The 23,209-nt window shown below is 50.9% G+C and carries 23 protein-coding genes and 1 riboswitch; of the genes, 19 read left to right on the top strand and 4 right to left on the bottom strand.

Annotated elements, in window-relative coordinates:
* Positions 1-24: 24 nt before the first annotated feature.
* The gene (locus Q9R25_RS07665; protein ID WP_074036101.1) at positions 25-666 is read right to left on the bottom strand and encodes a homing endonuclease associated repeat-containing protein; all 642 of its coding nucleotides are present in this window, start codon (positions 664-666) and stop codon (positions 25-27) included.
* 452 nt (positions 667-1,118) lie between these two features.
* On the opposite strand from Q9R25_RS07665, the gene Q9R25_RS07660 reads away from it, so the two are divergent.
* From Q9R25_RS07660 to Q9R25_RS07635, 6 genes are all read left to right on the top strand, one after another.
* Complete coding sequence (locus tag Q9R25_RS07660; protein ID WP_214690583.1) at positions 1,119-1,931, top strand: undecaprenyl-diphosphate phosphatase; 813 nt, start codon at positions 1,119-1,121, stop codon at positions 1,929-1,931.
* 80 nt (positions 1,932-2,011) lie between these two features.
* A riboswitch (FMN riboswitch) is annotated at positions 2,012-2,154 on the top strand.
* A 152-nt stretch (positions 2,155-2,306) separates the two neighbouring features.
* On the top strand, positions 2,307-3,371 hold the full coding sequence (ribD, locus tag Q9R25_RS07655) for a bifunctional diaminohydroxyphosphoribosylaminopyrimidine deaminase/5-amino-6-(5-phosphoribosylamino)uracil reductase RibD (RefSeq protein ID WP_311282975.1): 1,065 nt from the start codon (positions 2,307-2,309) through the stop codon (positions 3,369-3,371).
* Positions 3,371-4,012: a riboflavin synthase gene (gene ribE, locus Q9R25_RS07650; protein ID WP_214690585.1), complete on the top strand. Its 642-nt coding sequence runs from the start codon at positions 3,371-3,373 to the stop codon at positions 4,010-4,012. The genes ribD and ribE overlap by 1 nt, the downstream gene beginning before the upstream one ends.
* Positions 4,012-5,196: a 3,4-dihydroxy-2-butanone-4-phosphate synthase gene (ribB, locus tag Q9R25_RS07645; protein WP_311282974.1), complete on the top strand. Its 1,185-nt coding sequence runs from the start codon at positions 4,012-4,014 to the stop codon at positions 5,194-5,196. Before ribE ends, ribB begins: the two co-directional genes overlap by 1 nt.
* Positions 5,193-5,657 (top strand): 6,7-dimethyl-8-ribityllumazine synthase, encoded by a 465-nt coding sequence (gene ribH, locus Q9R25_RS07640; protein ID WP_074036107.1) that lies wholly within the window; start codon positions 5,193-5,195, stop codon positions 5,655-5,657. Before ribB ends, ribH begins: the two co-directional genes overlap by 4 nt.
* A 125-nt stretch (positions 5,658-5,782) precedes the next feature.
* Positions 5,783-7,018, top strand: a complete 1,236-nt coding sequence (locus Q9R25_RS07635) for a GAF and HD-GYP domain-containing protein (protein WP_311282973.1) — start codon at positions 5,783-5,785, stop codon at positions 7,016-7,018.
* A gap of 38 nt (positions 7,019-7,056) precedes the next feature.
* Here Q9R25_RS07635 and pruA read toward each other — a convergent pair whose 3' ends face one another.
* Positions 7,057-8,601: an L-glutamate gamma-semialdehyde dehydrogenase gene (gene pruA, locus Q9R25_RS07630; protein WP_159562777.1), complete on the bottom strand. Its 1,545-nt coding sequence runs from the start codon at positions 8,599-8,601 to the stop codon at positions 7,057-7,059.
* Between the two features lie 171 nt (positions 8,602-8,772).
* On the opposite strand from pruA, the gene Q9R25_RS07625 reads away from it, so the two are divergent.
* From Q9R25_RS07625 to Q9R25_RS07615, 3 genes are all read left to right on the top strand, one after another.
* Complete coding sequence (locus Q9R25_RS07625) at positions 8,773-9,576, top strand: hypothetical protein (protein WP_215243725.1); 804 nt, start codon at positions 8,773-8,775, stop codon at positions 9,574-9,576.
* Positions 9,577-9,589: 13 nt separating this feature from the next.
* On the top strand, positions 9,590-10,027 hold the full coding sequence (bcp, locus tag Q9R25_RS07620; protein WP_311283117.1) for a thioredoxin-dependent thiol peroxidase: 438 nt from the start codon (positions 9,590-9,592) through the stop codon (positions 10,025-10,027).
* A gap of 416 nt (positions 10,028-10,443) precedes the next feature.
* Positions 10,444-11,805 carry an alanine/glycine:cation symporter family protein gene (locus Q9R25_RS07615; RefSeq protein ID WP_264092812.1) on the top strand — a complete coding sequence of 454 codons (1,362 nt, stop codon included), beginning with the start codon at positions 10,444-10,446 and terminating at the stop codon, positions 11,803-11,805.
* A 40-nt stretch (positions 11,806-11,845) separates the two neighbouring features.
* Here the strand turns inward: Q9R25_RS07615 and Q9R25_RS07610 are convergent, their stop codons facing one another.
* Complete coding sequence (locus Q9R25_RS07610; RefSeq protein ID WP_214690589.1) at positions 11,846-13,549, bottom strand: methyl-accepting chemotaxis protein; 1,704 nt, start codon at positions 13,547-13,549, stop codon at positions 11,846-11,848.
* Between the two features lie 214 nt (positions 13,550-13,763).
* Between Q9R25_RS07610 and gatC the strand changes: the two genes are divergently transcribed.
* The 9 genes from gatC (at position 13,764) to Q9R25_RS07565 (ending at position 21,695) form a co-directional block, all read left to right on the top strand.
* Positions 13,764-14,054 carry an Asp-tRNA(Asn)/Glu-tRNA(Gln) amidotransferase subunit GatC gene (gene gatC / locus Q9R25_RS07605; protein WP_012727041.1) on the top strand — a complete coding sequence of 97 codons (291 nt, stop codon included), beginning with the start codon at positions 13,764-13,766 and terminating at the stop codon, positions 14,052-14,054.
* Positions 14,055-14,065: 11 nt separating this feature from the next.
* On the top strand, positions 14,066-15,508 hold the full coding sequence (gene gatA / locus Q9R25_RS07600; RefSeq protein ID WP_074036114.1) for an Asp-tRNA(Asn)/Glu-tRNA(Gln) amidotransferase subunit GatA: 1,443 nt from the start codon (positions 14,066-14,068) through the stop codon (positions 15,506-15,508).
* Between the two features lie 12 nt (positions 15,509-15,520).
* Entirely contained in the window at positions 15,521-16,951 is a 1,431-nt protein-coding gene (gene gatB, locus Q9R25_RS07595; protein WP_211782444.1) for an Asp-tRNA(Asn)/Glu-tRNA(Gln) amidotransferase subunit GatB, read from the top strand.
* A 63-nt stretch (positions 16,952-17,014) separates the two neighbouring features.
* The gene (locus Q9R25_RS07590) at positions 17,015-18,013 is read left to right on the top strand and encodes a diacylglycerol kinase (protein WP_012727038.1); all 999 of its coding nucleotides are present in this window, start codon (positions 17,015-17,017) and stop codon (positions 18,011-18,013) included.
* A 55-nt stretch (positions 18,014-18,068) separates the two neighbouring features.
* Positions 18,069-19,430, top strand: coding sequence for a 23S rRNA (uracil(1939)-C(5))-methyltransferase RlmD (gene rlmD, locus Q9R25_RS07585; protein WP_214690590.1), 1,362 nt, complete (start codon positions 18,069-18,071; stop codon positions 19,428-19,430).
* A 72-nt stretch (positions 19,431-19,502) separates the two neighbouring features.
* Entirely contained in the window at positions 19,503-20,096 is a 594-nt protein-coding gene (locus tag Q9R25_RS07580; RefSeq protein WP_214690591.1) for a dihydrofolate reductase family protein, read from the top strand.
* Positions 20,093-20,626, top strand: a complete 534-nt coding sequence (locus Q9R25_RS07575) for a GNAT family N-acetyltransferase (protein ID WP_214690592.1) — start codon at positions 20,093-20,095, stop codon at positions 20,624-20,626. The genes Q9R25_RS07580 and Q9R25_RS07575 overlap by 4 nt, the downstream gene beginning before the upstream one ends.
* 10 nt (positions 20,627-20,636) lie before the next feature.
* The gene (locus tag Q9R25_RS07570; protein ID WP_214690593.1) at positions 20,637-21,254 is read left to right on the top strand and encodes a hypothetical protein; all 618 of its coding nucleotides are present in this window, start codon (positions 20,637-20,639) and stop codon (positions 21,252-21,254) included.
* Positions 21,255-21,695 carry a hypothetical protein gene (locus tag Q9R25_RS07565; RefSeq protein WP_214690594.1) on the top strand — a complete coding sequence of 147 codons (441 nt, stop codon included), beginning with the start codon at positions 21,255-21,257 and terminating at the stop codon, positions 21,693-21,695.
* Here the strand turns inward: Q9R25_RS07565 and Q9R25_RS07560 are convergent.
* Positions 21,687-22,214, bottom strand: coding sequence for an AAA family ATPase (locus Q9R25_RS07560; RefSeq protein ID WP_214690595.1), 528 nt, complete (start codon positions 22,212-22,214; stop codon positions 21,687-21,689). The two genes, Q9R25_RS07565 and Q9R25_RS07560, sit on opposite strands and share 9 nt — an antisense overlap.
* A gap of 93 nt (positions 22,215-22,307) precedes the next feature.
* On the opposite strand from Q9R25_RS07560, the gene Q9R25_RS07555 reads away from it, so the two are divergent.
* A complete protein-coding gene (locus tag Q9R25_RS07555; protein ID WP_214690596.1) occupies positions 22,308-23,177 on the top strand; it encodes a PhzF family phenazine biosynthesis protein in 870 nt (289 codons plus the stop codon).
* Positions 23,178-23,209 lie beyond the last annotated feature (32 nt).

The following is a 23,209-nucleotide window of genomic DNA, read 5'->3' as shown; positions in this document are numbered from 1 at the left end:
GGATCCTCCTTTCGTATGAAATGATTATGAGTTCGTATTATAAAGTTCAGATTCAACCGCATGAACGGCGGCTGACCAGGAGCCATAGCGATGCAAGATCGCTTTCGTTGAAGGTTTGTTGTTGCGCTTTGCCCATTCACGATAAGCTTCGAATGAGAGCGAGAAGCCCATTTCCTGAATGGCTTCACGAAGGGCGTTCGAGAGTTCTGTTTTCGAATAGGTCACACTCGCCTCAAGTCCTGCCTCGGCACAGGCATCATGCCACGAACCGAACGTCTTGACTATATGATAATGGCTCGGTGCCTTCGGATGGAGCTTTCGCCATTGCTGATACTTCTTCAAGGTGATGATCGAGCCCATGTCTCGCGAATAAATGGCGAGCGTCTCGATGATGTCCTCGCGTGTATACTTCGGCATTTTGTCTGGCAATTCGACGGTTGACTCTCCATGCCATTCATAGCCTGCGATGGCAAGTGCCTCAGCCCATGACCCGAACTGACGAATGATCGACTCAGGAGACGGCCAATTCTGTTCCATTGCGAAGCGGCGATAGACAGAACGGCGTGGACGTTCCTTCAACAAGTCCCCGAGAAGACGAATGCAATGGATCATCCTTTGCTGTTCGGTAGACAAGTGATGGGATTTAGTGGATAGCGTTTGATTCAATGATGGTTCCTCCTTCCGTGGACTCAAATCTGAACCGACAAAGATAAAAAAATGCTCCTACAATCATACTATCGGATTGTTTTTCGGATTTATTAACGTGATTTTGAAAAATTTTAAACAATTCCTAGGAATTGGATAGGACTAAAGTCGCAGTTGATAATTTCAAAAAATGGTAACAGTTCTATTACAAATTAAATCGAATTTCGAGAGAAATGTAAACATAAAGTTTTAATCACCCAAATTTGTAATATTTTTATAAAAAAGTACCCAGCTGGAGAGTTGGGGTCATCGCCTTCGCTCCAGATGAGTACCCTTCTATAATAAATTTAATTTTCAGACTAATCAATCAAATATTGAAATTACGGCAAAAAAATTTTAATGGCTGGTCAATGAAAGACCGATTCTGCTAAAATAGCCGCATTGAGTGAAAAACAGAAAAGAGGATCATCACTATGACAGTTTGGTTATTTTATACGTTACTTGGATTGATTCAAGGGTTCACAGAGCCCATCCCGATTTCATCGAGCGGACATCTTGTCATCTTCCAAGAACTATTTAACATTGACTTGCCGGGATTGTCATTTGAAGTTTTCGTAAACTTTGCATCGCTTCTTGCGGTTTTAACAATCTATCGTCAAGACGTCGTTCGTCTCATCATGAGTTTGTGGACGTTTTTATTTAAGAAAGACCGTTCGAATGAGACGATGGTCGACGTGAAGTTCATCGGGCTGTTACTTGTCGCGACCGTTCCGGCCGGTGTGCTCGGTGTCCTGTTTGGTGACTGGATCGCCGAGGTGCTCGGTGGCGTGGCGACAGTCGGCTATACACTCATCATTACGGGACTCGCCCTCTGGTTCATCCGGAATATGCGAGGAAACAAGGGCGACGGTGGCATTACGCTACTTGACGCCGTATTGATCGGACTTGCTCAGGCCGTGGCGCTCATTCCTGGGATCAGCCGGTCCGGGGCGACTATCGTCATGGCGATGCTCCTCGGGATCAAACAGGAATCCGCGCTTCGGTTCTCGTTCTTCCTGTTCATTCCGATTAGTCTCGGGACGATGATCTTGGACGGTCCGACGTTGTTCACAAACCCAGACACGCGTGATTTGTTCGGTCCGCTCCTTTTGGCATTTATCGCATCATACGTGTTGACCGCCATTTCATTGAAGTGGTTCCAGCACATCATGGCAAAAGGCGAATTGAAGTATTTTTCATATTACTGCTGGATTGTTGGGCTTCTCGTCGTCCTCTTTCTCGCATAATCGAGGCGCTACTCTCACGAGTAGCGTTTTTTGTTTTGCGAAATAAAAACAATTGCGATACAGTAAACCTGTACAAACAAATATTCCTTCGGGGTCGGGTGAAATTCCCAACCGGCGGTGATGGGCCTATGCCCTAAGTCCGTGACCCGGGCGCACGTGTGCGAACGGTGGATCTAGTGAGACTCTAGAGCCGACAGTATAGTCTGGATGGGAGAAGGAACAAAAAACAGGTCCACGTGACCTGTGCTTCGTCGTACGCTTTTCTGTATAGAAAACGTTTATTTGGCTTGCCAAAATTCGACGAAACCCTCCCACCAAGACCCTAAGGACTGCTCCTTAGGGTCTTTTGTTTGTACGGAAAAAGGAGGGAGAACGATGAAACAGTACATGGAACAGGCCATTCAATTGGCGAAATCAGCCGATGGACAGACCGGTGTCAATCCACTCGTCGGTGCCGTTCTCGTGAAAGACGGGCGTATCGTCGGAATGGGTGCCCACCTTAAGGCGGGCGAACCACATGCTGAAGTGCATGCGATTCGAATGGCCGGTGCGGCTGCATCCGGGGCGACTTTATATGTCACGCTCGAACCGTGCTCGCATCACGGTAAGACACCGCCGTGCGCCGATTTGATTGTAGAATCGGGCATCAAACGTGTCGTCGTCGCCATGAAAGATCCGAATCCACTCGTCGCAGGCAATGGGATCGTGCGCCTGCAAGCGGCCGGTGTCGAAGTCGATGTGGGTCTACTTGAGGAAGAGGCGCGTGCCTTGAATCCGGCATTTTTGCGGTCGCTTGAGACGAAACGACCATACGTCATCTTGAAGACGGCAACGAGCCTCGATGGAAAAGTTGCCTTAGAGACGGGGGAGAGTCAATGGGTGACGAGTTCGGAAGCCCGTCGTGATGTGCATGAACTTCGTGCCACGGTCGATGCGATTTTGACCGGGATTGGAACGGTGCTCGCGGATGACCCATCACTTACGGTTCGATTGGACCGCGTGACGCGACAGCCGAAACGAGTCGTGCTCGACCGTGACCTAAGGTTACCGCTCGCTAGTACGTTAGCACGTACCGCCGAAGACGTCCCGGTGCTCCTCTTCACTTCGTCAGATGAGGCAGAACGACGTGAACGAGCTCAAGCCGTCAGTATCGAATTATTCGATTATACGTCACTCGGCACGGTTCTTGAGACGCTATACACAAATGGGATTGGGCGTGTGTTGATCGAGGCCGGACCGACGCTTGTCACCTCACTTCTTGACGGAGGCTACGTGGATGAATGGGTCGCCTATCAATCACCACGGGTGTTCGGTGGGAAGCATGGCGTCTATCGCTCACAGCAGGAAGGGACGATCGATGGGATATCCCGTTTTACGATTCATCAGGTCGAAACGATTGGACCCGACCTGAAAGTCGTCCTTCGAAAGGGGGCGCTCTGATGTTCACGGGAATCGTAGAAGAAATCGGAGCAGTCAAAGCGGTCAAGCGCAACGGACCATCTTTACGACTCGTTTTGTCCGCTGTGAAAGTGCTTGAGGATGTGAAGCTCGGGGACAGCATTGCCGTGAATGGGATCTGTCTCACGGTGACGACGTTCGATGACGCGACGTTCTCTGTCGATGTCATGCCAGAAACATTGAAGGCATCGAGCCTAGATGGGGTCAAGCCTGGAACACCTGTCAATCTCGAACGAGCGATGCCGGCGAACGGACGGTTTGGCGGACATTTCGTATCCGGTCATGTCGACGGGGTCGGGCGAATCACGAAGAAACGTCCTCTCGCGAATGCGGTCTATGTTGATATCCAGTGTGACCGCGCGCTCCTTTCCTACATTGTCCCGAAAGGCTCGATATCTGTAGATGGAACGAGTTTGACTGTGTTTGACGTGTCAGAGCGTGGGTTTACCCTGTCCTTGATTCCACACACATACAGCGAGACCGTGCTTGGGATGAAACAGACGGGTGATTTAGTCAATTTAGAATGTGATCTGTTAGCAAAATATATGGAAAAGGTCGTCGGGCAGTCGAAGATGACGCTCGAGTCTTTGGCGGAACAAGGATATGGAAAGGCGGGATGGTAATGTTTGATTCGATTGAACGGGCGGTTGAGGAACTGAGACGAGGACGTCCCATCATCGTCGTGGATGATGAGGACCGTGAGAATGAAGGGGACTTTGTCGTACTCGGTGACAAGATGACACCGGAAACGATGAACTTTTTGATCACGGAAGGGAAAGGACTCGTCTGTAGCGCCGTAGCAGAAGAAGTGGCAGTTCGTCTCGACCTCGCGCCGATGGTGACGAACAGTACAGACCCACACGGTACCGCCTTCACGGTCAGTGTCGACCATATCGATTCGACGACTGGTATCTCGGCGAGTGAACGGTCTCACACCGTTCGTGAGTTAGCGAACCCATCGTCCCATCCATCCGATTTTCAACGTCCTGGACATCTGTTCCCGCTCATTGCGAAGAAGGGAGGCGTCTCCGTTCGCCGAGGTCATACCGAAGCGTCTGTCGACCTGGCGCGACTCGCAGGAAGTGAGCCGGTCGCGGTCATCTGTGAAATCATTCGAGAGGACGGGGAGATGGCACGCGTACCTGATTTGGTACAAGTCGCTGAACGCCACGGGTTGGCATTCATCACTATCGAAGCGTTAGTCCGATATATGGAGGAGAACCTCGTCACACGTGTTGCGGACGTGTCCCTACCTTCCTCAAAAGGAACGTTTCGCATGATAGGGTATGAGAATCGAATGGACCGTGAAGAGCATGTGGCGCTCGTGACGGAGACACTTGAGGAGGTCCCGCTCGTTCGCATTCACTCCGAATGTCTGACCGGTGACGTCTTCGGTTCGTTCCGATGTGATTGCGGTCCGCAACTGGACACGGCGATGGAACGAATCGAGCAGGAATCGGGCATCGTGCTCTATATGCGTCAAGAAGGGCGAGGCATCGGACTGTTGAACAAACTGAAGGCGTACGCCCTTCAAGAGAATGGATTGGACACGGTCGAGGCGAACGTGGCACTCGGGTTTCATCCGGACCTTCGGGACTATCGGGTGAGCGCGGCGATGCTTCGTGATCTTGGCGTCACCCGTGTCCGGCTCATGACGAACAACCCCGATAAAGTCGATGCCTTGGAATCATGTGGCATCACAGTCGTCGAACGCGTTCCGATTCATGTCGGTGCGCATGAAGCAAACGAATCGTATCGCCTGACGAAACAACTCAAAATGAATCATATTGGAGGAACATGGACATGACCTATACATTTGAAGGAAACTTAGTTGGAGAAGGCTTAAAGATTGGAATCGTCGTCGGACGGTTCAACGACTTGATCACGATGCGTCTGCTTGACGGGGCGAAGGATGCCTTGAAACGTCATGGAGTGAAGGAAGAGGATGTGTCGCTCGCCTTCGTCCCAGGAGCATTTGAACTCCCGCTCGTCGCGAAAAAAATGGCGATGAGCAAACAATACGACGCGGTCATCACGCTCGGAGCCGTCATCCGTGGTGCGACCCCGCATTTTGATTACGTCTGTAACGAAGCGGCAAAAGGGATCGCCCAGGCGAGCTATCAATCCGAAGTCCCGGTCATCTTCGGCGTGTTGACGACGGAGACGATTGAACAGGCGATTGAGCGTGCAGGAACAAAAGCAGGCAACAAAGGGTGGGAAGCGGCGACTTCTGCCATCGAGATGGCCAATCTATTGAAGCAAGTGTGATCACGAACCGGGTGACAATCACCCGGTTTTTCAAATGGTTGAACTAGGATGAAAAAACTGAAAAATGGGTAAAATAAGTGCATGGAACGAATGCATGTATTTGAACGATAAGGGAGGTTTGGCACATGGCAACTTCGCACGAATCATTGACGTTACAGTTACAACAACAAGAGCGACTCCATCACCTGCTTTCGTCACTCCTCAATCGCTTTTTAACGACAGAGATTGCGGATTTCAAAAAGCGGGTTGACCAATCGCTAGCCGAACTTGGACATTATTTCGCGGTCGACCGCGTCTATGTCTTCGATTACGATTTTACGAATCAAGTCTGCCATAACACGTTCGAATGGTGCGCCGAAGGAATCACGGCTGAAATGGACAATCTTCAAGACGTGCCGATTGATGTGCTGCCCGAGTGGGTGAATACCCATGTGGCGGGTGAGACGATGTATATTCCACGGGTCGCCGATCTACCTGAAGGGAGCGCCGTCCGCGCCATCTTAGAACCGCAAGCGATTCAAAGTTTGCTCGCGGTCCCCATGATGCAAGGGAAGTCGTGTCAGGGATTTGTCGGGTTTGATTCCGTCGTCTCGGAACGGACGTACACGGAGTACGAACAACAGGCGCTACAAGATTTCAGCAATGCGCTGCTCGGGGCGGTCGAGCGACACCGCATCGAGGCCGGGCGGGAAGAAGCGCAGCGGGTCCTCGCCGAGCGTGAAAAAGAATTGATCGATTATCAAGAGGGGCTTGTCCGCACGCTGTTACGTTTGTCCGCACTCCGTAACAACGAGACGGGGAACCATATCGAGCGGGTGCAGGATTTGTCGACGCTGTTCGCGACGATTTTATACGATCATCACCATCCGGAAGTGTCACCGCTCTTCATCGAAGGAATCCGTCTCGCGGCACCGCTCCATGATATCGGCAAAATCTCTGTTCCGGACGCAATCTTACTCAAAGCGAATCAACTGTCCGACCAGGAATGGGTATACATGCGCGACCATGTGCGTGTCGGCGGCGAAGTGTTGAAGGATTTGCAGACACAGTTCCCTCAGAATTACTTCATTCAAATGGCCTATCACATCGCACTGTATCATCACGAGCGCTGGGACGGCACCGGGTACAACCAAGGACTGAAAGGGGAAGACATCCCGCTTGCGGCTCGAATCGTCACCATCATCGACGTCTATGACGCACTACGGACGGTCCGACCGTATAAACCGGCCTATACTCATGAGGATGCGATTCTTGCGATGCGAAATATGGAAGGGGCGTTCGACCCGACTTTGTTCGAATTATTCCTGGTTCATCAAGAAGAAATCGCCATCATGTTCGAGCAGACATTTAAAGCACACTAAAAAGGAGACGTCCCATCGGGGGAGCGTCTCCTTTTTGATTAGAACGTTTCAGATGTTGTTTTCGCTTGCATGTGGAGTTGGATGTAATCCGGGCCACCTGCTTTTGAATCCGTACCTGACATGTTGAATCCACCGAACGGCTGATAGCCGACGATTGCGCCTGTGCAACCACGGTTGAAGTAAAGGTTCCCAACGTGGAAGTTTTGGCGAGCGTATTCTTGATTCATACGGTCACGTGTGAGGACCGCCCCTGTCAAGCCGTATTCTGTGTTGTTCGCGATATCGATTGCTTCTTTGAAGTCTTTCGCTTTCGTGAAGGCGACGATTGGTCCGAAAATCTCTTCTTGCATGAGGCGTGCTTTCGGGTCGACGTCTGCGACGACAGTCGGCTCGATGAAGTAGCCTGTTGAATCGTCTGCTTTCCCACCTGCGACGATGCGTCCTTCTTCTTTTGCGACATCGAAGTACGATGTGATCTTCTTGAAGGCCGATGCATCGATGACTGGTCCCATGAAGTGTTCGTTCTTCTCTGTGTTTCCGACAGAGAGTTCGTTCGTGAGTTCGACGACACGGTCGAGTACCGTATCATACACGCTGTCGACGATGACGGCACGTGAACAAGCCGAACATTTCTGACCAGAGAAACCGAATGCCGATTTCACGATCGATTGTGCAGCGAGCTCGAGGTCGGCTGATTCGTCGACGACGATCGTATCTTTTCCACCCATCTCCGCGATCACGCGTTTGAGCCAAATTTGACCTTCGTTCAATTTAGACGCACGTTCGTTGATGCGGAGTCCCACATCACGCGATCCTGTGAAGCTGATGAAGCGTGTCTTCGGATGGTCGACGAGATAGTCCCCGACTTCTGCACCCGGTCCCGGGATGAAGTTGAGCACGCCTTTTGGAAGACCTGCCTCTTCCATCACTTCGACGAATTTCGCAGCGACGATTGGCGTCGTCGAAGCTGGTTTCAAGAGAATTGTGTTACCGGCGACGATGGCCGCAACTGCTGTACCGGCCATGATTGCGAATGGGAAGTTCCATGGGCTGATGACGATCCCGACCCCGAGTGGGATGTAGTCATACCGGTTGTATTCGCCTGGGCGGCTCTCCACTTTCTTGCCTGGTTTGAGTTCGAGCATTTGACGTGCATAATATTCCATGAAGTCGATTGCTTCCGCTGTATCCGCATCTGCCTCGTTCCACGGTTTACCCGCTTCTTTGACGAGGTAAGCCGAGAACTCATGCTTACGTTTGCGGACGATGTTCGCTGCTTTGAACAAGACGTCGGCGCGGACAGCCGGATCGACATGGCGCCATGAGTCAAATGCTGTGAGTGCTTCTTGCATCGCACGTTCTGCGAGCTCTTGGTTCGCTTTTGACACGCGACCGATCACTTCTTCTTTGTTAGCCGGGTTGTAAGACGTGATTTTACCTTCCGTCGTAACCTTTTCCCCACCAATTACGAGCGGATAGTCTTTCCCGAGCTCACCGTTCACTTTCTCGATTGCCGCTTGGATTGCTTCGGCATTCTCTTTTTGTGTAAAGTCTGTGAATGGTTCATGTTTGTATGGAATCATTCTCGTTCCCCCTTAAAGTGATGTTGAGCGTTAAAGCGCTTACGTCTGTATTGTATCGAAATTATCGTAGAAATCCTAGTGAAACAATTTTCCAGAAACACATGGCATTGGAGCAAGAAATCGAGACGTGATAGGATGGGGGAGAACACGGCTTTAGAAAGGACGAACAACATGAAAAAATGGTTCATTCCGCTACTCCTCGTCTTCATGCTCGGGGCATGTGGGAACGAGGAAGAGACGGTGGTAGAAGAGACAGACCGCGCATTGCCGGATGCTGTCACGAACGTGTACGCAGACTATCAGACGGCACTTGAGTCTGGAGACGCTGAGGCACTCGCATCAATTGATTATGCTGGCCGGTTGACCGAGATTCCGGCGACTGGTGCCGTCACCCGTCAATTGTCTCCTGGTGAGATTTATAAGAGCTGGGTCAACGAAGAGGAAGACGTGGCGTTCCTTGTCCATGAGATGATCGATGAAGAAGGGAACCCGCTCCCGAACCGACTCAGTAAAATCGCTGTGAAGGAAGGGGATGAGTGGTCACTCGTCATCACACCGGTCGCTTTACCAAAAGACGTGATTGCCGAGGTCGGAGAGTTACTCATCGGTGTCCAGGCGAATGAGTACGGAGTGAATGCCGAAGCGAACGCCCGTCTCGCTGAGATTCCGGAAGATGAGGCTGGTCCGATCTATGACCAAGTCAACGCACAGACGGACTATATGGCGCTCGAGGCAGACAATAACGTCTTCCTGCTCATGGCGGAAACGTTGACGGTCGAGGAGAACCAAACCATCATGACCGACTATTTCAAAGCGTATGAGACGTGGTACACCGATAACGAGGAGACGCTCCGAAAAGCGGCTGCAACGGAAGATCCAGTCGAGTATATCGAAGTGCTTGACCCGTTAAAGACAAAATTAGAAGAAGCGATCGATGGCTATGACGAACAACTTGTCGACCCATCGTTTGGCTAAGGAGGAACAGCAGATGCTCGCACCAACATTTTCATTACCGAACCAAAACGGAGAGATGGTTTCATTAAAGGACTATCTCGGTAAGAAAGTCGTCTTATACTTCTATCCTCGAGATTCGACACCTGGTTGCACGACCGAGGCATGCGATTTCCGCGATGCGTTGCCGAAAATGGAAGGCGTGGTCGTCCTTGGGGTATCGGCCGACAGTCAAAAGAAACATCAAAACTTTATCGCCAAGAATGACCTCCCATTTGATTTACTCGTGGACGAGGAACATGAAGTGTCCGAGCTTTACGGCGTCTGGCAGTTGAAGAAAAATTACGGGAAAGAATATTACGGCATCGTCCGTTCGACTTTCTTGATCAACGAGGACGGCTATATCGAAGAGGAGTGGCGCAACGTCAAAGTGAAAGGTCACGTCGAAGAAGTCGTGGCTGCCATTCGTTCGTAAAACGAGAAACTGAAGGAAAGGTCATGAACGGTTTCAGACTGTAGACAACGCATGGGTCTACAGTCTTTTTTGTTCCCTTAAGAGTCTCGCCTGCCCGTAATTGGTCGCTGCTATCAAGCCGCTTCGAGCGTGCTTTATACGGTTGCAACCACTCCATTTCTGATTGAGATGTAGTCTATCGATTAACGGTTCGTAGTGATCATGAAATCCGGGCTCATGCACTTGAATATATATTACAATCATATTTCGAAATAAATTTTAAGAAGCTTTTAAGAATAAGGGTTCAAGGAAAATATTACAATTATATAACGTGTTGAAAACGCTTTCTTTAGGCGGTGTACCTTGACTCGATTGTGAATGTTCTGAAAAATATAGGGAGAGCGCTCAAATCAAGAACGTAGGAGGAGAGCAACACGGTGAATCAAATTGAAAGTTGGCTGACGAGTTTATCCAATCTCGTCTGGGGGCCACATTTACTCATATTACTCGTCGGGACAGGGATTTTCCTGACCGTCCGTCTCGGATTTATCCAAGTGACGCGACTTGGGGTCGGTCTGAAAGAGGCATTTATACCAAAACCAGAACAACCGAAGAAAAAGCAACGTGGGGACATCTCGCATTTCCAAGCACTTATGACGGCATTGGCGGCCACGGTCGGTACCGGAAACATGGTCGGTGTCGCGACGGCGATTGTCCTCGGGGGACCGGGTGCTGTCGTTTGGATGTGGTTATCTGGTTTCGTCGGGATGGCGACGAAATACGCTGAGGCTATCCTGGCGGTCAAATATCGTGTCGTCGATGAACGCGGTGAGATTGCCGGGGGTCCGATGTATTACTTAGAACACGGACTAAAGAAAAAGTGGCTCGGCGTCTTGTTCGCCGTCTTTGCATCGGTCGCAGCCTTTGGGATTGGGAACGGGGTCCAAACGAACTCGATCAGTCTCGCCTTGAACAACTCGTTCAACATCCCAATGGTTGTGACAGGGATCGTCATGATGGCGGTCACGGCATTCGTCATCTTAGGTGGTGTCAAATCAATCGGAAAAGTCGTCGGAATCTTCGTCCCGTTCATGATTTTCGCATATGTCGGGAGTGGGCTCGTGATTCTCATCATGAACCTTGATTTGGTACCAGGTGCCTTATCGACAATGTTCTCGAGCACATTCAGTGCTGAAGCCATCGGTGGGGGTGCGTTAGGTGCCGCGATTCGCTACGGGGTCGCGCGCGGTGTGTTCTCTAACGAGGCAGGACTTGGATCTGCACCGATTGCGGCCGCAGCAGCGAAGACCGACTTCCCGGGACGTCAAGCACTCGTTTCGATGACACAAGTGTTGATCGACACACTCATCGTCTGTTCTATCACGGGACTCACGATCGTTATGGGTGGTCAATATACGGAAGGGCTTGAAGGGATTGCCTTGACGCAAGCCTCGTTCGCTTACTTCTTAGGACCTATTGGTGAAATCATCGTGACGATCTCGCTTGTCTTCTTCGCCTACTCAACCGTCCTCGGTTGGTGTTATTACGGGGAACGTTCAGCGTATTATTTACTCGGGGAAAAAGTGATCGTCCCATATCGTGTCCTCTACATTTTAGTCGCGGGACTCGGTGCGATGACGACGAACTTGAATTTGATCTGGTCCATCTCGGATGTGTTCAACGGTCTCATGGCTATCCCGAACTTGATTGGACTCTTGTTCCTCTCCGGTGTGGTCGTCGCCGAGACAAAACGATTCGAACTCGAACGGAAAAAAGAAGGGCAGTCCTCTGCCGCTTGATGAGAAAACCCGCCGGACAGCACGTGTCGGCGGGTTTTTGTCATACCTTGAATTGGCGAATCAGTGAATCAAGTTCTTCCATCTTTTGTTGCGACTGTTCCGTCGCATGGTTCAACTCGGCGAAGCGTTCGACGGACATCGTCACTTTTTCAGCAATTTCCTGCGTACCGAGCGCTCCGTTGTTGACGGTCGTCGCAACGTCCTGGATGACACCGATCATGTTCGACGTCAATTGTTCGAGCTCCCCGGCAGCGGCAGCGAACTCGGTCGCAGTCGTTTCGAAGCGACCTGCGTCCTCGCTATATTGTCCGGCTGCCTCTTCAAGTTGGTCATAATCTTTCAAGACGTTCGTGTCGAGGAAGTGGAGCATCTGTCCAGAGCTTTCATTCAAATGATCGACCGAATGAAGAACGGTCGTCGAGATGACTTGAATGCGTTCGACGGTCGCCCGGCTCGTTTCGGCGAGTTTTCGAATCTCGTCGGCGACGACGGCGAATCCACGTCCGGCCTCTCCGGCACGTGCCGCTTCGATCGAAGCATTGAGTGATAATAGGTTCGTCTGCGCGGCGATATCGAGGATGTCGTTCGTGAGCGTCGCGATCTCACGCACGGCTTTCGCATCTTGCATCGCTTTCTCTAAGTTTGTGCGTGTCGACTGAAGGACGCTGATGGCATTCTCTTTCGCCTCTACCGCATGTGACTTGAGGGAGAGGGCACGCTCATCGATTTGTCTCGCTTCGGTTTTCCGCTCATCGGCCATCGTCACGATATGATGAATCGTCCGCTCCATATCCGAGGCGGAAGCGTTCATCTCTTGAGCGCTCGCCGCCGTCTGTTGCATACCGGCGGTCAAATCCTCTGTCGTCGCAGCGGTCGTCGTCATGTACGTATCAAGTTCTTTCAACTCTTCGTACATATGGGTTGATTGTTTTGACACGCCAGTCGTCACGTCGTTCACTTGAAGAATCAACTGACGCAAGTTGGCGATGAACTGGTTAAAGTCGCGTGCGAGTCCGGCGAACTCATCGCGGCGCTTCACAGGGATTGACGTCGTCAAATCGCCTTCGCTCGTGGCGAGCTCACGCATCTTCGTCTTGAACTCTTTGAGTGGTTCAAAGATGGAGCGGAAGATGAAGAGCATCATGAGGATCGTCATGACAGCCGCGACCCCAAGGACGATGAATAGTGTGAGTTGTACTTGTTCAAACGACTTAGCCGCCGCCGCTGTGTCCGTCTGAATTTCTTCCCGGTTCAAGTTGACGAGTAGACCGAGAGAGTTCGAGAGCGTGTCAGCGCTTGCATCCGCTGTATCGCGAATATACGCTTCTGCGGCCTCTGTACCGTCTTCATTCGAAATACGAATGAGTTCATTCATGACCGTTTGGAAGTTATCCCAATTCGCACGGGCTTCATCGAAGAGCTGTTGATCTTCTTCCATGATAATCGTCGCTTCATAGCCGTCCATCCGTTGTTCCAAAATGGCGACGGATGCTTGAATATCCCGTTCGATGTTTTGTTTCGTCACGGCGTCATCTACGAGAGCGTGACGAATCAAATGACGACGGATTTCGAGCAGTTGCTTATCGACTTGATGAATCTGGTCCATGCCTGGCACCCAGGAAACGGTCATGTCTTCTTGAGCTGCTTTTGATGCGTTCAAGGCGTACCATGAGTAACCGCTTACACCGAGGAGTAGCACAAACATGATGCTAAACGCAGTGATGAGTTTATTCCGAATCGACATACGATTCCTCCTTACGAATCTTTTCTACCATTAGCATAATCAGAATCGCACATCGACCGTATAGCTGATTTCGAAAGCGGGTCAATATTCGGAGAAGATTTCCCTAGTTTCTCAAAAAGGAGACATTTTCTCACAAGATAGATTTCCTTTTTTGTCTTATGAAAAAGTGGTATGATAATGAACGATGTATTGAAAACTGTTGGAGGTGGGAATTTTGGCTCGTATTACAGAAGCTGAAGTTCGGCACGTCGCCGGACTTGCCCGACTTGCGATTACGGATGAAGAAGTGACGCACTTCACGGAGCAATTGACAAAAATTCTCGAGTTCGCCGAGCAACTCGATGAGCTTGATACAACGGGCGTCGAACCGACGACCCATGCCCTAGATTTGAAAAACGTACTACGCAAAGACGAGGTCCGTCCATCGCTTCCACGTGAGGAAGTCGAACGGATGGCACCTGACTGGGAGAACGGTCAAGTCCGTGTCCCTGCGGTCTTTGAGTAAGGAGGCCTTTCATGAGTTTATTTGACCACGGTGTAGCGAAACTGCATACGTTATTAAAAGAAGGCGAAGTCACGGTCACGGACCTCGTCAAAGAGTCGTTCGACCGCATCGAAGCGACGGATGATCAAATCGGTGCGTTTTTGACGCTCAATGAGGATGCGTTTGAGCAAGCGAAGCGCATGGATGAGCTCGCAAAAACGTCAGACAACCCGCTTTTCGGCATGCCGATCGGTGTGAAAGACAACATCGTTACAAAAGGGATGCGGACGACATGTGCCTCGACGTTCCTCGAGAACTTCGTCCCGGCACACGATGCGACGGTCGTCGAGCGTCTTCATGATGCGGGTGCCCTCACAATCGGGAAGTTGAACATGGACGAGTTCGCGATGGGTTCATCAAACGAGAACTCGGCGTTCAAGCCTGTCCGTAACCCATGGGATCCGACTCGTGTACCAGGAGGTTCTTCAGGCGGTTCAGCAGCATCGGTCGCAGCTGGGCAAGTCCTCTTCAGCCTCGGTTCGGATACGGGTGGTTCGATTCGTCAACCAGCCGCGTATTGTGGTGTCGTTGGGATGAAGCCGACATACGGTCTCGTCTCACGTTTCGGTCTCGTCGCCTTCGCGTCGTCACTTGATCAAATCGGCCCGCTCACGCGCACGGTCGAAGACAATGCTTACTTATTGAATACGATTGCGGGTCATTGCGACATGGACTCGACGTCGGCTGAGGTCGAGGTGCCGGACTATACGGCAGCGCTCAACCAGGATTTGACGGGCATGAAGTTCGCACTTCCGGAAGAGTTCATGGCAGAAGGTGTCGCGCCTGGCGTCCGTGAACAGATTGAAAAAGCGATCGAGACGCTCAAGTCTCTCGGTGCGACAATCGAGACGGTTTCGATTCCGTCTGTGAAGTATGCCCTCTCGGCGTACTACTTGCTCGCGTCGTCAGAAGCTTCTTCGAACTTGGCTCGTTTCGACGGTATCCGTTATGGACGTCGCGCCGAAGCGGACACGCTCGACGAAGTGTTCACATATTCGCGTGAACAAGGGTTCGGGGACGAGGTCAAACGCCGGATCATGCTCGGGACTTATGCCCTCAGCTCTGGTTACTATGATGCGTTCTACAAGAAAGCCCAACAAGTCCGTACCCTCATGAAGCAGGACTTCGCGAAAGTGTTCGAAGAGTATGATGCCATCGTTGGACCAACTGCTCCGACGACAGCTTTCAAACTCGGCGAACAGCTCGACGATCCGCTCACGATGTATGCGAACGATATCATGACGATTCCGGTCAACTTGGTCGGTATCCCGGCCATTTCGGTCCCGGCAGGTCTTTCAGAAGGACTTCCGGTCGGTCTTCAAATTATCGGGAACTACTTTGATGAATCAACACTTTACCGCGTGGCCCATGCTTTTGAACAAGCAAACGGCGGTTTCAAGATGCCACAGCTCTAAGGAGGACGTACGATGAACTTTGAAACGATCATCGGGATCGAGGTGCACGCCGAGCTGAGCACGAAGTCGAAGATTTGGTGTGGCTGCTCACGCACTTACGGTGCCGAAACGAATACACAGACGTGTCCGATTTGTCTCGGACACCCAGGCGTCTTGCCTAAATTGAACGAAGAAGCGGTCAACCTCGCCATCAAAGCGGCAATGGCACTCAACTGTGAGATTGCGACAGATACGAAGTTCGACCGCAAGAACTACTTCTACCCTGACACGCCGAAAGCATATCAAATCTCGCAGTTTGATAAGCCGATCGGTTCAAACGGTCACGTCGACGTCGAAGTAGACGGAGAGATGAAACGATTCCGCATCGAGCGCGTGCACTTGGAAGAAGATGCCGGGAAGATGAACCACACGGGCGAGAAGCACTCGGTCGTCGACTTCAACCGGACCGGTTCACCACTCATCGAGATTGTCAGTGAGGCAGACATGCGCTCACCGAAAGATGCGGTCGCGTATCTCGAGCGTTTGAAAGAAGTCCTCTCGTTCGCTGGCGTCTCGGACGTCAAGATGGAAGAGGGGTCACTTCGCTGTGACTGTAACATCTCGGTCCGTCCATTCGGGCAGGAGAAGTTCGGTACGAAGACAGAGCTCAAGAACTTGAACTCGTTCTCAAACGTCTTAAAGGCACTCGACTATGAAGAGACGCGTCATCGCAAATTGCTTCTTTCAGGTGGCGTCATGCGTCAAGAGACGCTCCGTTACGACGAAGCGGCGAAAAAGACGATTCTCATGCGTGTTAAAGAAGGGGCAGCGGACTACCGTTACTTCCCAGAACCGGACCTCGTCCGTCTCGAAATCGATGAGGCATGGAAAGAGCGCATCCGCGCGACGATTCCAGAGATGCCGGCAGCTCGTCGTGAACGCTACATGAGCCAATACGGTCTCTCGGCATACGACGCAAAAGCCCTCACGTCAACGCGAGAGTTCTCGGACTTCTTCGAAGCGACGACAGCGGCCGGTGCGGAGCCGAAAGCGGCAGCGAACTGGCTCATGGGTGAAGTGCTCGGTCACTTGAACAAGTCGAATGAAACGGTCGAGACGATGAAGTTGACACCGGAATCACTCGCCGAGCTCATCCGCTTGATCGCAGAAGGGACGATTTCATCGAAAATCGCGAAGCGTGTCTTCACGGCGATGATGGAAGAAGGCGCTGATCCGAAAGCGTATGTGGAAGCGAACGGACTCGCCCAAATCTCGGACGAGAACTTACTCCGTGGCTACATCCTCGAATTGTTCGAGGCGCATCCGCAAATGATCGAAGACTTCAAGAACGGGAAAGACCGTGCGAAAGGCTTCATCATCGGCCAAATCATGAAACAGACGAAAGGGATGGCGAACCCGGCACTCCTCGATGGCTTGTTCCACGAAGAGATCGCAAAACGCTAAGCAGGCGGCGAGACACTTGTGTCTCGCTTTTCGCTCGAGTTGAGCATAGGGGAGAGAATCAATATGCAACGGAAACGTGCGCGGGTCATTTATAACCCGACATCTGGTAAAGAAGTGATCAAACGGGAACTCCCGTACATTTTGAACCGCCTCGAGGATGCGGGTTATGAGACGTCGACGTATGCGACGAAAGCGATTGGTGATGCCACGCTCGAAGCAAAACGGGCCTCAGCGGCCGAGTTCGACCTCATCATCGCCGCAGGCGGAGACGGGACATTGAACGAAGTCATCTCAGGGCTCGCCCCGCTAGAGAATCGTCCGACGATCGGACTCATTCCGGTCGGGACGACGAACGACTTTGCCCGGGCGATGCGGATTCCACTAAGTGTGGTCGGTGCACTCGACGTCATCTGTGACGGATTCGAGATGCCGGTCGACCTTGGGGAAATCGAAGGCGAGAAAGGTGACATTCACTATTTCATCAATATCGCCGGTGGCGGCATCATGACCGAGCTCTCGTATGAGGTGCCATCGAAGTTGAAGACAGCACTCGGGCAGCTCGCGTATTACGTGAAAGGGATGGAGAAACTGCCTCTCATCAAACCGACGTATATCGAGCTCGAACACGATGAAGGAACGTTCCAAGGCGAGGTCATGGTCTTCCTCACATCGAACTCGAACTCGGTCGGTGGATTTGAAAAAATCTCACCACACGCGTCGTTGAATGACGGGTTGTTCGATCTGTTCATTTTGCGGAAATGTAACTTGTTCGAATTCATCCACGTCGTCCGTTTACTCCTTCGGGGTGAGCACTTATCAAGCTCACTCGTCGAGCATGTGAAGACGAGCCGCGTCCGGATGAAGACGACCGAGCCGATGAGTCTCAACATCGACGGTGAGTACGGCGGGGAATGCACAGGTGAAATGCGGAACTTATTCCGTCACTTGACGGTGCTCGCGCCGAACGCCCGAATTCGCGAGATGGAAGATTTGAATGCACAATATGAACGCGAACAGATGATCAAGCAATTGTTCAATGTTTCGCTCGATAAAGCAGAGTGAAAAGATAGGAATGACGACATCTGTCATTCCTATTTGCAATGGAAGGAGCATTCGTATGCTACCAGTGAAAAAGAATGATCGTCTCGACGTCCACGTCCACGACTTGACCCATGAAGGGGCGGGTGTGGCACGTGTCGACGGCTATACGTTGTTCGTCCCGAACGCGTTACCGGGTGAGACGGTCGAAATCGTCGTGACGAAGACGAACAAGCAGTATGGGTTCGCCCGATTGTTGAACGTGAAAGAAGCGAGCGCCGACCGCGTCGAGCCACCGTGCCCGATTTTTTATCAGTGTGGCGGCTGTCAGCTGCAACACTTCAGTTATGAAGGACAACTTCGCCAGAAACGAGAACGTGTCGTCGATGCGCTCAAGCGTCTTGGTCAGTTCGACGTGCCGGTCCATGACACGATCGGGATGCCAGAACCTTGGCGCTACCGCAACAAGGCGCAAGTCCCGTTCAAACAAGAAGGAGACCGTCTCGTTTCAGGCTTCTATCGTCCTCGTTCCCATGATATCGTCGAGATGAGCGAATGTTTGATTCAAGATGAGCGCAATGATCAGGCGATCCAAGTCGTCCGTGATGTGTTGGATGCTCGCGGTGTGCCGGCGTATGACGAGAAGACAGGACGTGGGGTCATCCGTCACGTCATGGCCCGTTACGGGTACCATTCGGGTGAACTCATGATCGTCCTTATCACGAAGACGACGAAATTAAAAGGCGTGAATGAGATCGTCGCCGATATCGTCGAGCGTCTCCCAGACGTGACGTCGATCATGCAAAACGTCAACCCGGACAAGACGAACGTCATCCTCGGAGCGACGAACAAGTTGCTCTATGGTCATGAGACGATTGAGGATAAAATCGCAGGACTCACATTCACGATTTCTCCGCACTCGTTCTTCCAAGTCAACCCGGTCCAAACGGAGAAGTTGTACGGGAAAGCGCTGGAGTACGCACAACTGTCAGGTACGGAACAAGTCGTCGATGCCTATTGCGGCATCGGGACGATCAGTCTGTTCCTTGCTCGGAAAGCAGCGCATGTGTACGGTGTCGAAGTCGTACCGGAAGCGATTGAAGACGCGAAACAGAATGCGCTCGTCAATGAGATCGATAACGTGACGTACGCATGTGGTGCGGCGGAAGATGTGCTTCCAGAGTGGAAGAAAGACGGTGTGAACCCGGATGTGATCGTCGTCGATCCACCACGTAAAGGATGTGCCGAATCGTTCCTTGAGACGATGGTCGAGATGGGACCGAAGCGAATCGTATACGTCTCCTGTAACGTCGCAACACAGGCGCGTGATATGCGTTACCTCGCCGACCGTGGCTATCGCTTGATGGAAGTGACACCGGTCGACATGTTCCCGCATACGGCGCATGTGGAGACGGTGGCGTGGTTGGAGAAAGTAGAATAAGATGAATGTATCATGCCTTCGATTGAATCAATCGGGGGCTTTTTTTGCAAACAGTCGAAAGGAGAGTCGGAGATGAGGAAAATCATTGTTCTGGAACACCTGTCGTTAGACGGTGTGATTCAAGCACCAGGTGGGAGAGAAGAAGATTTGAGTGGGGATTTCATGCATGGGGGATGGACGGAGCCGTTTTCGAGTCAAGAGCTTGGAATTTGGATTCGGACGCAAATGCATAGTGAGTTTGATTTGTTGCTCGGTCGAAAGACATATGATCAGTGGGCGAGTTATTGGCCGAATCACGATGACATTTGGCCGGAAGCCAACCGGGCGATGAAGTATGTGGTCACGCGGCAGTCAACGGACTCACGATGGGAATCAACGACGTTTCTGACAGAGCCAGTCGAAGCGTTGAAACGACTCAAACAAGAAGAGGGACCCGATTTACACGTCTGGGGAAGCGGGGAACTCGTGCACACGCTACTCGCAAACAATCTCATCGATGAAGTTCGACTGATCGTGTATCCCATCATCATCGGGTCAGGCAAACGACTTTTCCCAGACGGCAACATCTTGCCACTGCAACTTGACGTGATTGAGCAACAGCTGATGCCAAACGGGGTCCATGTCGTTCGGTATGGACGCCTTCAATCGGAAGGGGAGAAGAGATGAGAATCGAGCAACACCTCGAAATGACCGTATCAGAATCGATGGATAAGGAGCTAACTGAGCTATTACAACATGCGTTTCCCTCAATTTATCCGAATCGCCGCTACTTCAAGCAATTACCCCATTTCCGACTCATCGCGTATGAAGACGAACGGATCATTGGACAAGTCGGGTTAGACTTTCGTGTGATGAATATGAACGGGGAATCGATTCACGTGCTCGGCATCATCGATCTGTGTGTCCGGGAAGAAGTTCGGGGACGTGGGGTCGGACGGGCACTGATGGAAAAAGTCATTGCTCTTGGGGAAACGTACCCCATCGATTTTCTTCTGTTATTCGCAGACCGACCAGACCTCTACGAACGCATCGGGTTTCACACGGTATCTAACACATGCACGTGGCTTCAAATCAATGACGAGAATCAGACGATACGAGGGATCGGGGAGGCGTCGTTTGAAGAATTGATGATTCGTCAGGTGGGAGACAAACGATGGAGCGACGGAACACTCGATTTGCTTGGATATTTATACTAGGGGGATATCGATGAATCTTGAACAAGTGACAAAAATGTATGAGACGTATGCACAAAAAATCGGGGACCGAAAACAAGTGTATGAAACGATTGCTGATACTTTTGACGTAAAGCAGGCGCTCTATCCAGGGAGTCACGTCGACGTCGCCCCTTCCCTCGTCATCCCTCATGTCATCTATGTCGACAGTTTCAAAGGGACGATTCGTTTCTTCAAGCAAATTGAAACGGTACAGGAGCTGATGGATCAACGAAAGGAATATGATGAGCCGTGTACGATTGAATTTTTTGGTCAGGACTATACGCAGCCGCTCGACATCGAACCCGTTGACTTGATCATCTCGCAATATGCGGGGTTTGTCGGTCAGGCGACGAAACAATATTTGAAGCCGCGTGGCATCTTGCTCTGTAACGATAGCCATGGAGATGCGACGTTGGCGCAATTCGATAAAACGTTCGAGCTGATTGGGGTCATGGGAAGTACAAATGAACTCATTCAGACAGGGCTCGACGATTATTTCCGATTGCCGAAAGGGAAAGACGTCGATGTAGCCGAAGTGAAGAAGACGATGAAAGGTCCAATGTATACGAAGTCAGTTGAGAATTATGTGTTTCAAAAAAGGAGGGATTGAATGAAGCAATATACGATTCGAACTCGTAACGTCCCGCTTTCCCTGCATGACGCGGTCATCACGGAAGCGACTTTTATGGGTTCGACAATCCGTCTCGTTTTTGCGGATGGCATCCGTGACTTGTTCAAGAAAGAAGCGGTATGGACGGGACGTGCCGTCGTGACAATCTCGAACGTAGACCGGGATTCTTCGTCGCTCGTCCGCTTCGGTGAATCGTCTTATTCGGTATGTCCGATCGAACAATTGGGTCAGTTTGTTAAAATGGGGCGCTTCGAAATCATCGATGAACTGTACGGATATCGGCAACTATTGTTCCGCTGCATGTGGTTGACCGATATGATGTGTGAGGCGGTGGAGCTGAGTCTATCCCATTCAAGTGAGCTCGTCATCCGATGGGAAGACGAGCCGTCCGAAGCGATGTATGAATCTGAATCATTTTGAGGCAAGTGTGAGACCGACATGATCGGCGACCGCTCGCGCAACATCTTGTTTTGATAGGTGATCTGTTACAATTTTTTCTGCATGGATTTCAGATTGAAATGCGGACTGGCAGCGAACAATCTGCGCTTTCCCCCAAGAGTTGAACCATTCGAAACGTTTATTCAATCGTTTCACGAGCGTTTGTCGATGCGCTTCGAGGATCAAATGACGTACGTCGATCCCGTCCCGCTGAAGCCGACCGATGATTTCGTCTACATACATTGCGTCCACCAATGTCATGGGAACGAGGATGACCCCATCGAAGGACGTGGCAATCTTCGACAACATCCGATAGTTGAACTCCCGCCATTCCGGATGGTGCTGAAAATCGGGCTGTTGAAGGCTTTTTGGCAATTGGTTCCGAATGAAAAAGCCGACTTGTTCCGGGTCATAGAGAAACGCGTTCGGCAACTGTTTCTCAAGTAGCTTGGCACAGGTTGTCTTGCCCGAGCCGAATGCACCGTTAATCCATATAATCATCAAAGTCCCCCCATTTTTCATCATGTCGTCTTGCAATTATAACGTATAGTTGAGTTTGCAGAATCCTATAGATTGACTAAAGGAGATTGAAACATGTTATCGATTGATGTATATGTTGTCCATGCTTTTTCAAAAGATGGAGAAGGAGGGAATGCGGCTGGGGTCGTATTACATGCAGATGCCTTAACCGAATTAGAAATGAAACAGATTGCGAAGAAGGTCGGTTACAGTGAGACTGCCTTCGTGAGTCAATCGCATCATGCGGATGTCCGCGTCCGTTTTTTCACACCTGAAGAGGAAGTCGACCTCTGTGGTCATGCAACGATTGCAACGTTTCATGTATTGAAAGAACAAGGTCTACTTGGGAGTGGACGATTTACACAAGAGACGAGAGCTGGTGTGTTAGAGGTCGAGATCCGAAACGATTTGACTATTATGATGCAGCAGCGACTCCCAGAATTTTTACCCGTGACAAATCATCAAGAAATTGCTGATTCACTTAAGGTTCCGCTTGAGGTATTAGATGATCGTTTTCCGATTCTGATCGGTTTCACTGGACTCCGGGATATCCTGATTCCTATCAAATCGCTTACTGAACTATTGTCTATTCAACCGGACTTCGAAAAAGTGAAGGAAATCAGTCGACAATCTGACGTGGTTGGGTACCATCTTTTCACTCTTGAAACGATGGAGGATGGCATCGCCCATACACGAAATTTTGCGCCACTATATGGAATCGATGAAGAATCTGCCACTGGAACGTCGAACGGTGCGCTGGCTTGTTATCTGTTCGAGCAATCTCTTGTTTTGAAGAAGTCGTCTACGCTTGTCATGGAGCAAGGATATGGAATGAAACTTCCGTCAGAAATTTTGGTAGAACTAACTGTAGCAGGAGAAGAAATCTCACACGTCACGGTTGGAGGAAAGGCGACTACTCTGAGCGTACAACATCTTGATTTCTAGGAACTCAAAAGACGAGCCGCGGCTCGTCTTTT

It is taken from the genome of Exiguobacterium sp. BG5(2022) (genome assembly GCF_031844365.1).
Classification (GTDB): Bacteria; Bacillota; Bacilli; order Exiguobacteriales; family Exiguobacteriaceae; genus Exiguobacterium; species Exiguobacterium profundum.
The sequence above is the reverse complement of the archived record's forward strand: the minus strand, read 5'-3'. Positions and strand labels throughout refer to the sequence as shown.

What these genes read in the sequence shown, in the direction of transcription:
- rlmD (WP_214690590.1), top strand. Translation starts at nt 18,069, where the DNA reads ATGCTACCAGTGAAAAAGAATGATCGTCTCGACGTCCACGTCCACGAC.
- gatA (WP_074036114.1), top strand. Translation starts at nt 14,066, where the DNA reads ATGAGTTTATTTGACCACGGTGTAGCGAAACTGCATACGTTATTAAAA.
- Q9R25_RS07565 (WP_214690594.1), top strand. Translation starts at nt 21,255, where the DNA reads ATGAAGCAATATACGATTCGAACTCGTAACGTCCCGCTTTCCCTGCAT.
- Q9R25_RS07660 (WP_214690583.1), top strand. Translation starts at nt 1,119, where the DNA reads ATGACAGTTTGGTTATTTTATACGTTACTTGGATTGATTCAAGGGTTC.
- ribE (WP_214690585.1), top strand. Translation starts at nt 3,371, where the DNA reads ATGTTCACGGGAATCGTAGAAGAAATCGGAGCAGTCAAAGCGGTCAAG.
- Q9R25_RS07590 (WP_012727038.1), top strand. Translation starts at nt 17,015, where the DNA reads ATGCAACGGAAACGTGCGCGGGTCATTTATAACCCGACATCTGGTAAA.
- Q9R25_RS07625 (WP_215243725.1), top strand. Translation starts at nt 8,773, where the DNA reads ATGAAAAAATGGTTCATTCCGCTACTCCTCGTCTTCATGCTCGGGGCA.
- gatB (WP_211782444.1), top strand. Translation starts at nt 15,521, where the DNA reads ATGAACTTTGAAACGATCATCGGGATCGAGGTGCACGCCGAGCTGAGC.
- ribB (WP_311282974.1), top strand. Translation starts at nt 4,012, where the DNA reads ATGTTTGATTCGATTGAACGGGCGGTTGAGGAACTGAGACGAGGACGT.
- Q9R25_RS07570 (WP_214690593.1), top strand. Translation starts at nt 20,637, where the DNA reads ATGAATCTTGAACAAGTGACAAAAATGTATGAGACGTATGCACAAAAA.
- Q9R25_RS07580 (WP_214690591.1), top strand. Translation starts at nt 19,503, where the DNA reads ATGAGGAAAATCATTGTTCTGGAACACCTGTCGTTAGACGGTGTGATT.
- Q9R25_RS07560 (WP_214690595.1), bottom strand. Translation starts at nt 22,214, where the DNA reads ATGATTATATGGATTAACGGTGCATTCGGCTCGGGCAAGACAACCTGT.
- ribD (WP_311282975.1), top strand. Translation starts at nt 2,307, where the DNA reads ATGAAACAGTACATGGAACAGGCCATTCAATTGGCGAAATCAGCCGAT.
- bcp (WP_311283117.1), top strand. Translation starts at nt 9,590, where the DNA reads ATGCTCGCACCAACATTTTCATTACCGAACCAAAACGGAGAGATGGTT.
- Q9R25_RS07555 (WP_214690596.1), top strand. Translation starts at nt 22,308, where the DNA reads ATGTTATCGATTGATGTATATGTTGTCCATGCTTTTTCAAAAGATGGA.
- Q9R25_RS07575 (WP_214690592.1), top strand. Translation starts at nt 20,093, where the DNA reads ATGAGAATCGAGCAACACCTCGAAATGACCGTATCAGAATCGATGGAT.
- ribH (WP_074036107.1), top strand. Translation starts at nt 5,193, where the DNA reads ATGACCTATACATTTGAAGGAAACTTAGTTGGAGAAGGCTTAAAGATT.
- pruA (WP_159562777.1), bottom strand. Translation starts at nt 8,601, where the DNA reads ATGATTCCATACAAACATGAACCATTCACAGACTTTACACAAAAAGAG.
- Q9R25_RS07610 (WP_214690589.1), bottom strand. Translation starts at nt 13,549, where the DNA reads ATGTCGATTCGGAATAAACTCATCACTGCGTTTAGCATCATGTTTGTG.
- Q9R25_RS07635 (WP_311282973.1), top strand. Translation starts at nt 5,783, where the DNA reads ATGGCAACTTCGCACGAATCATTGACGTTACAGTTACAACAACAAGAG.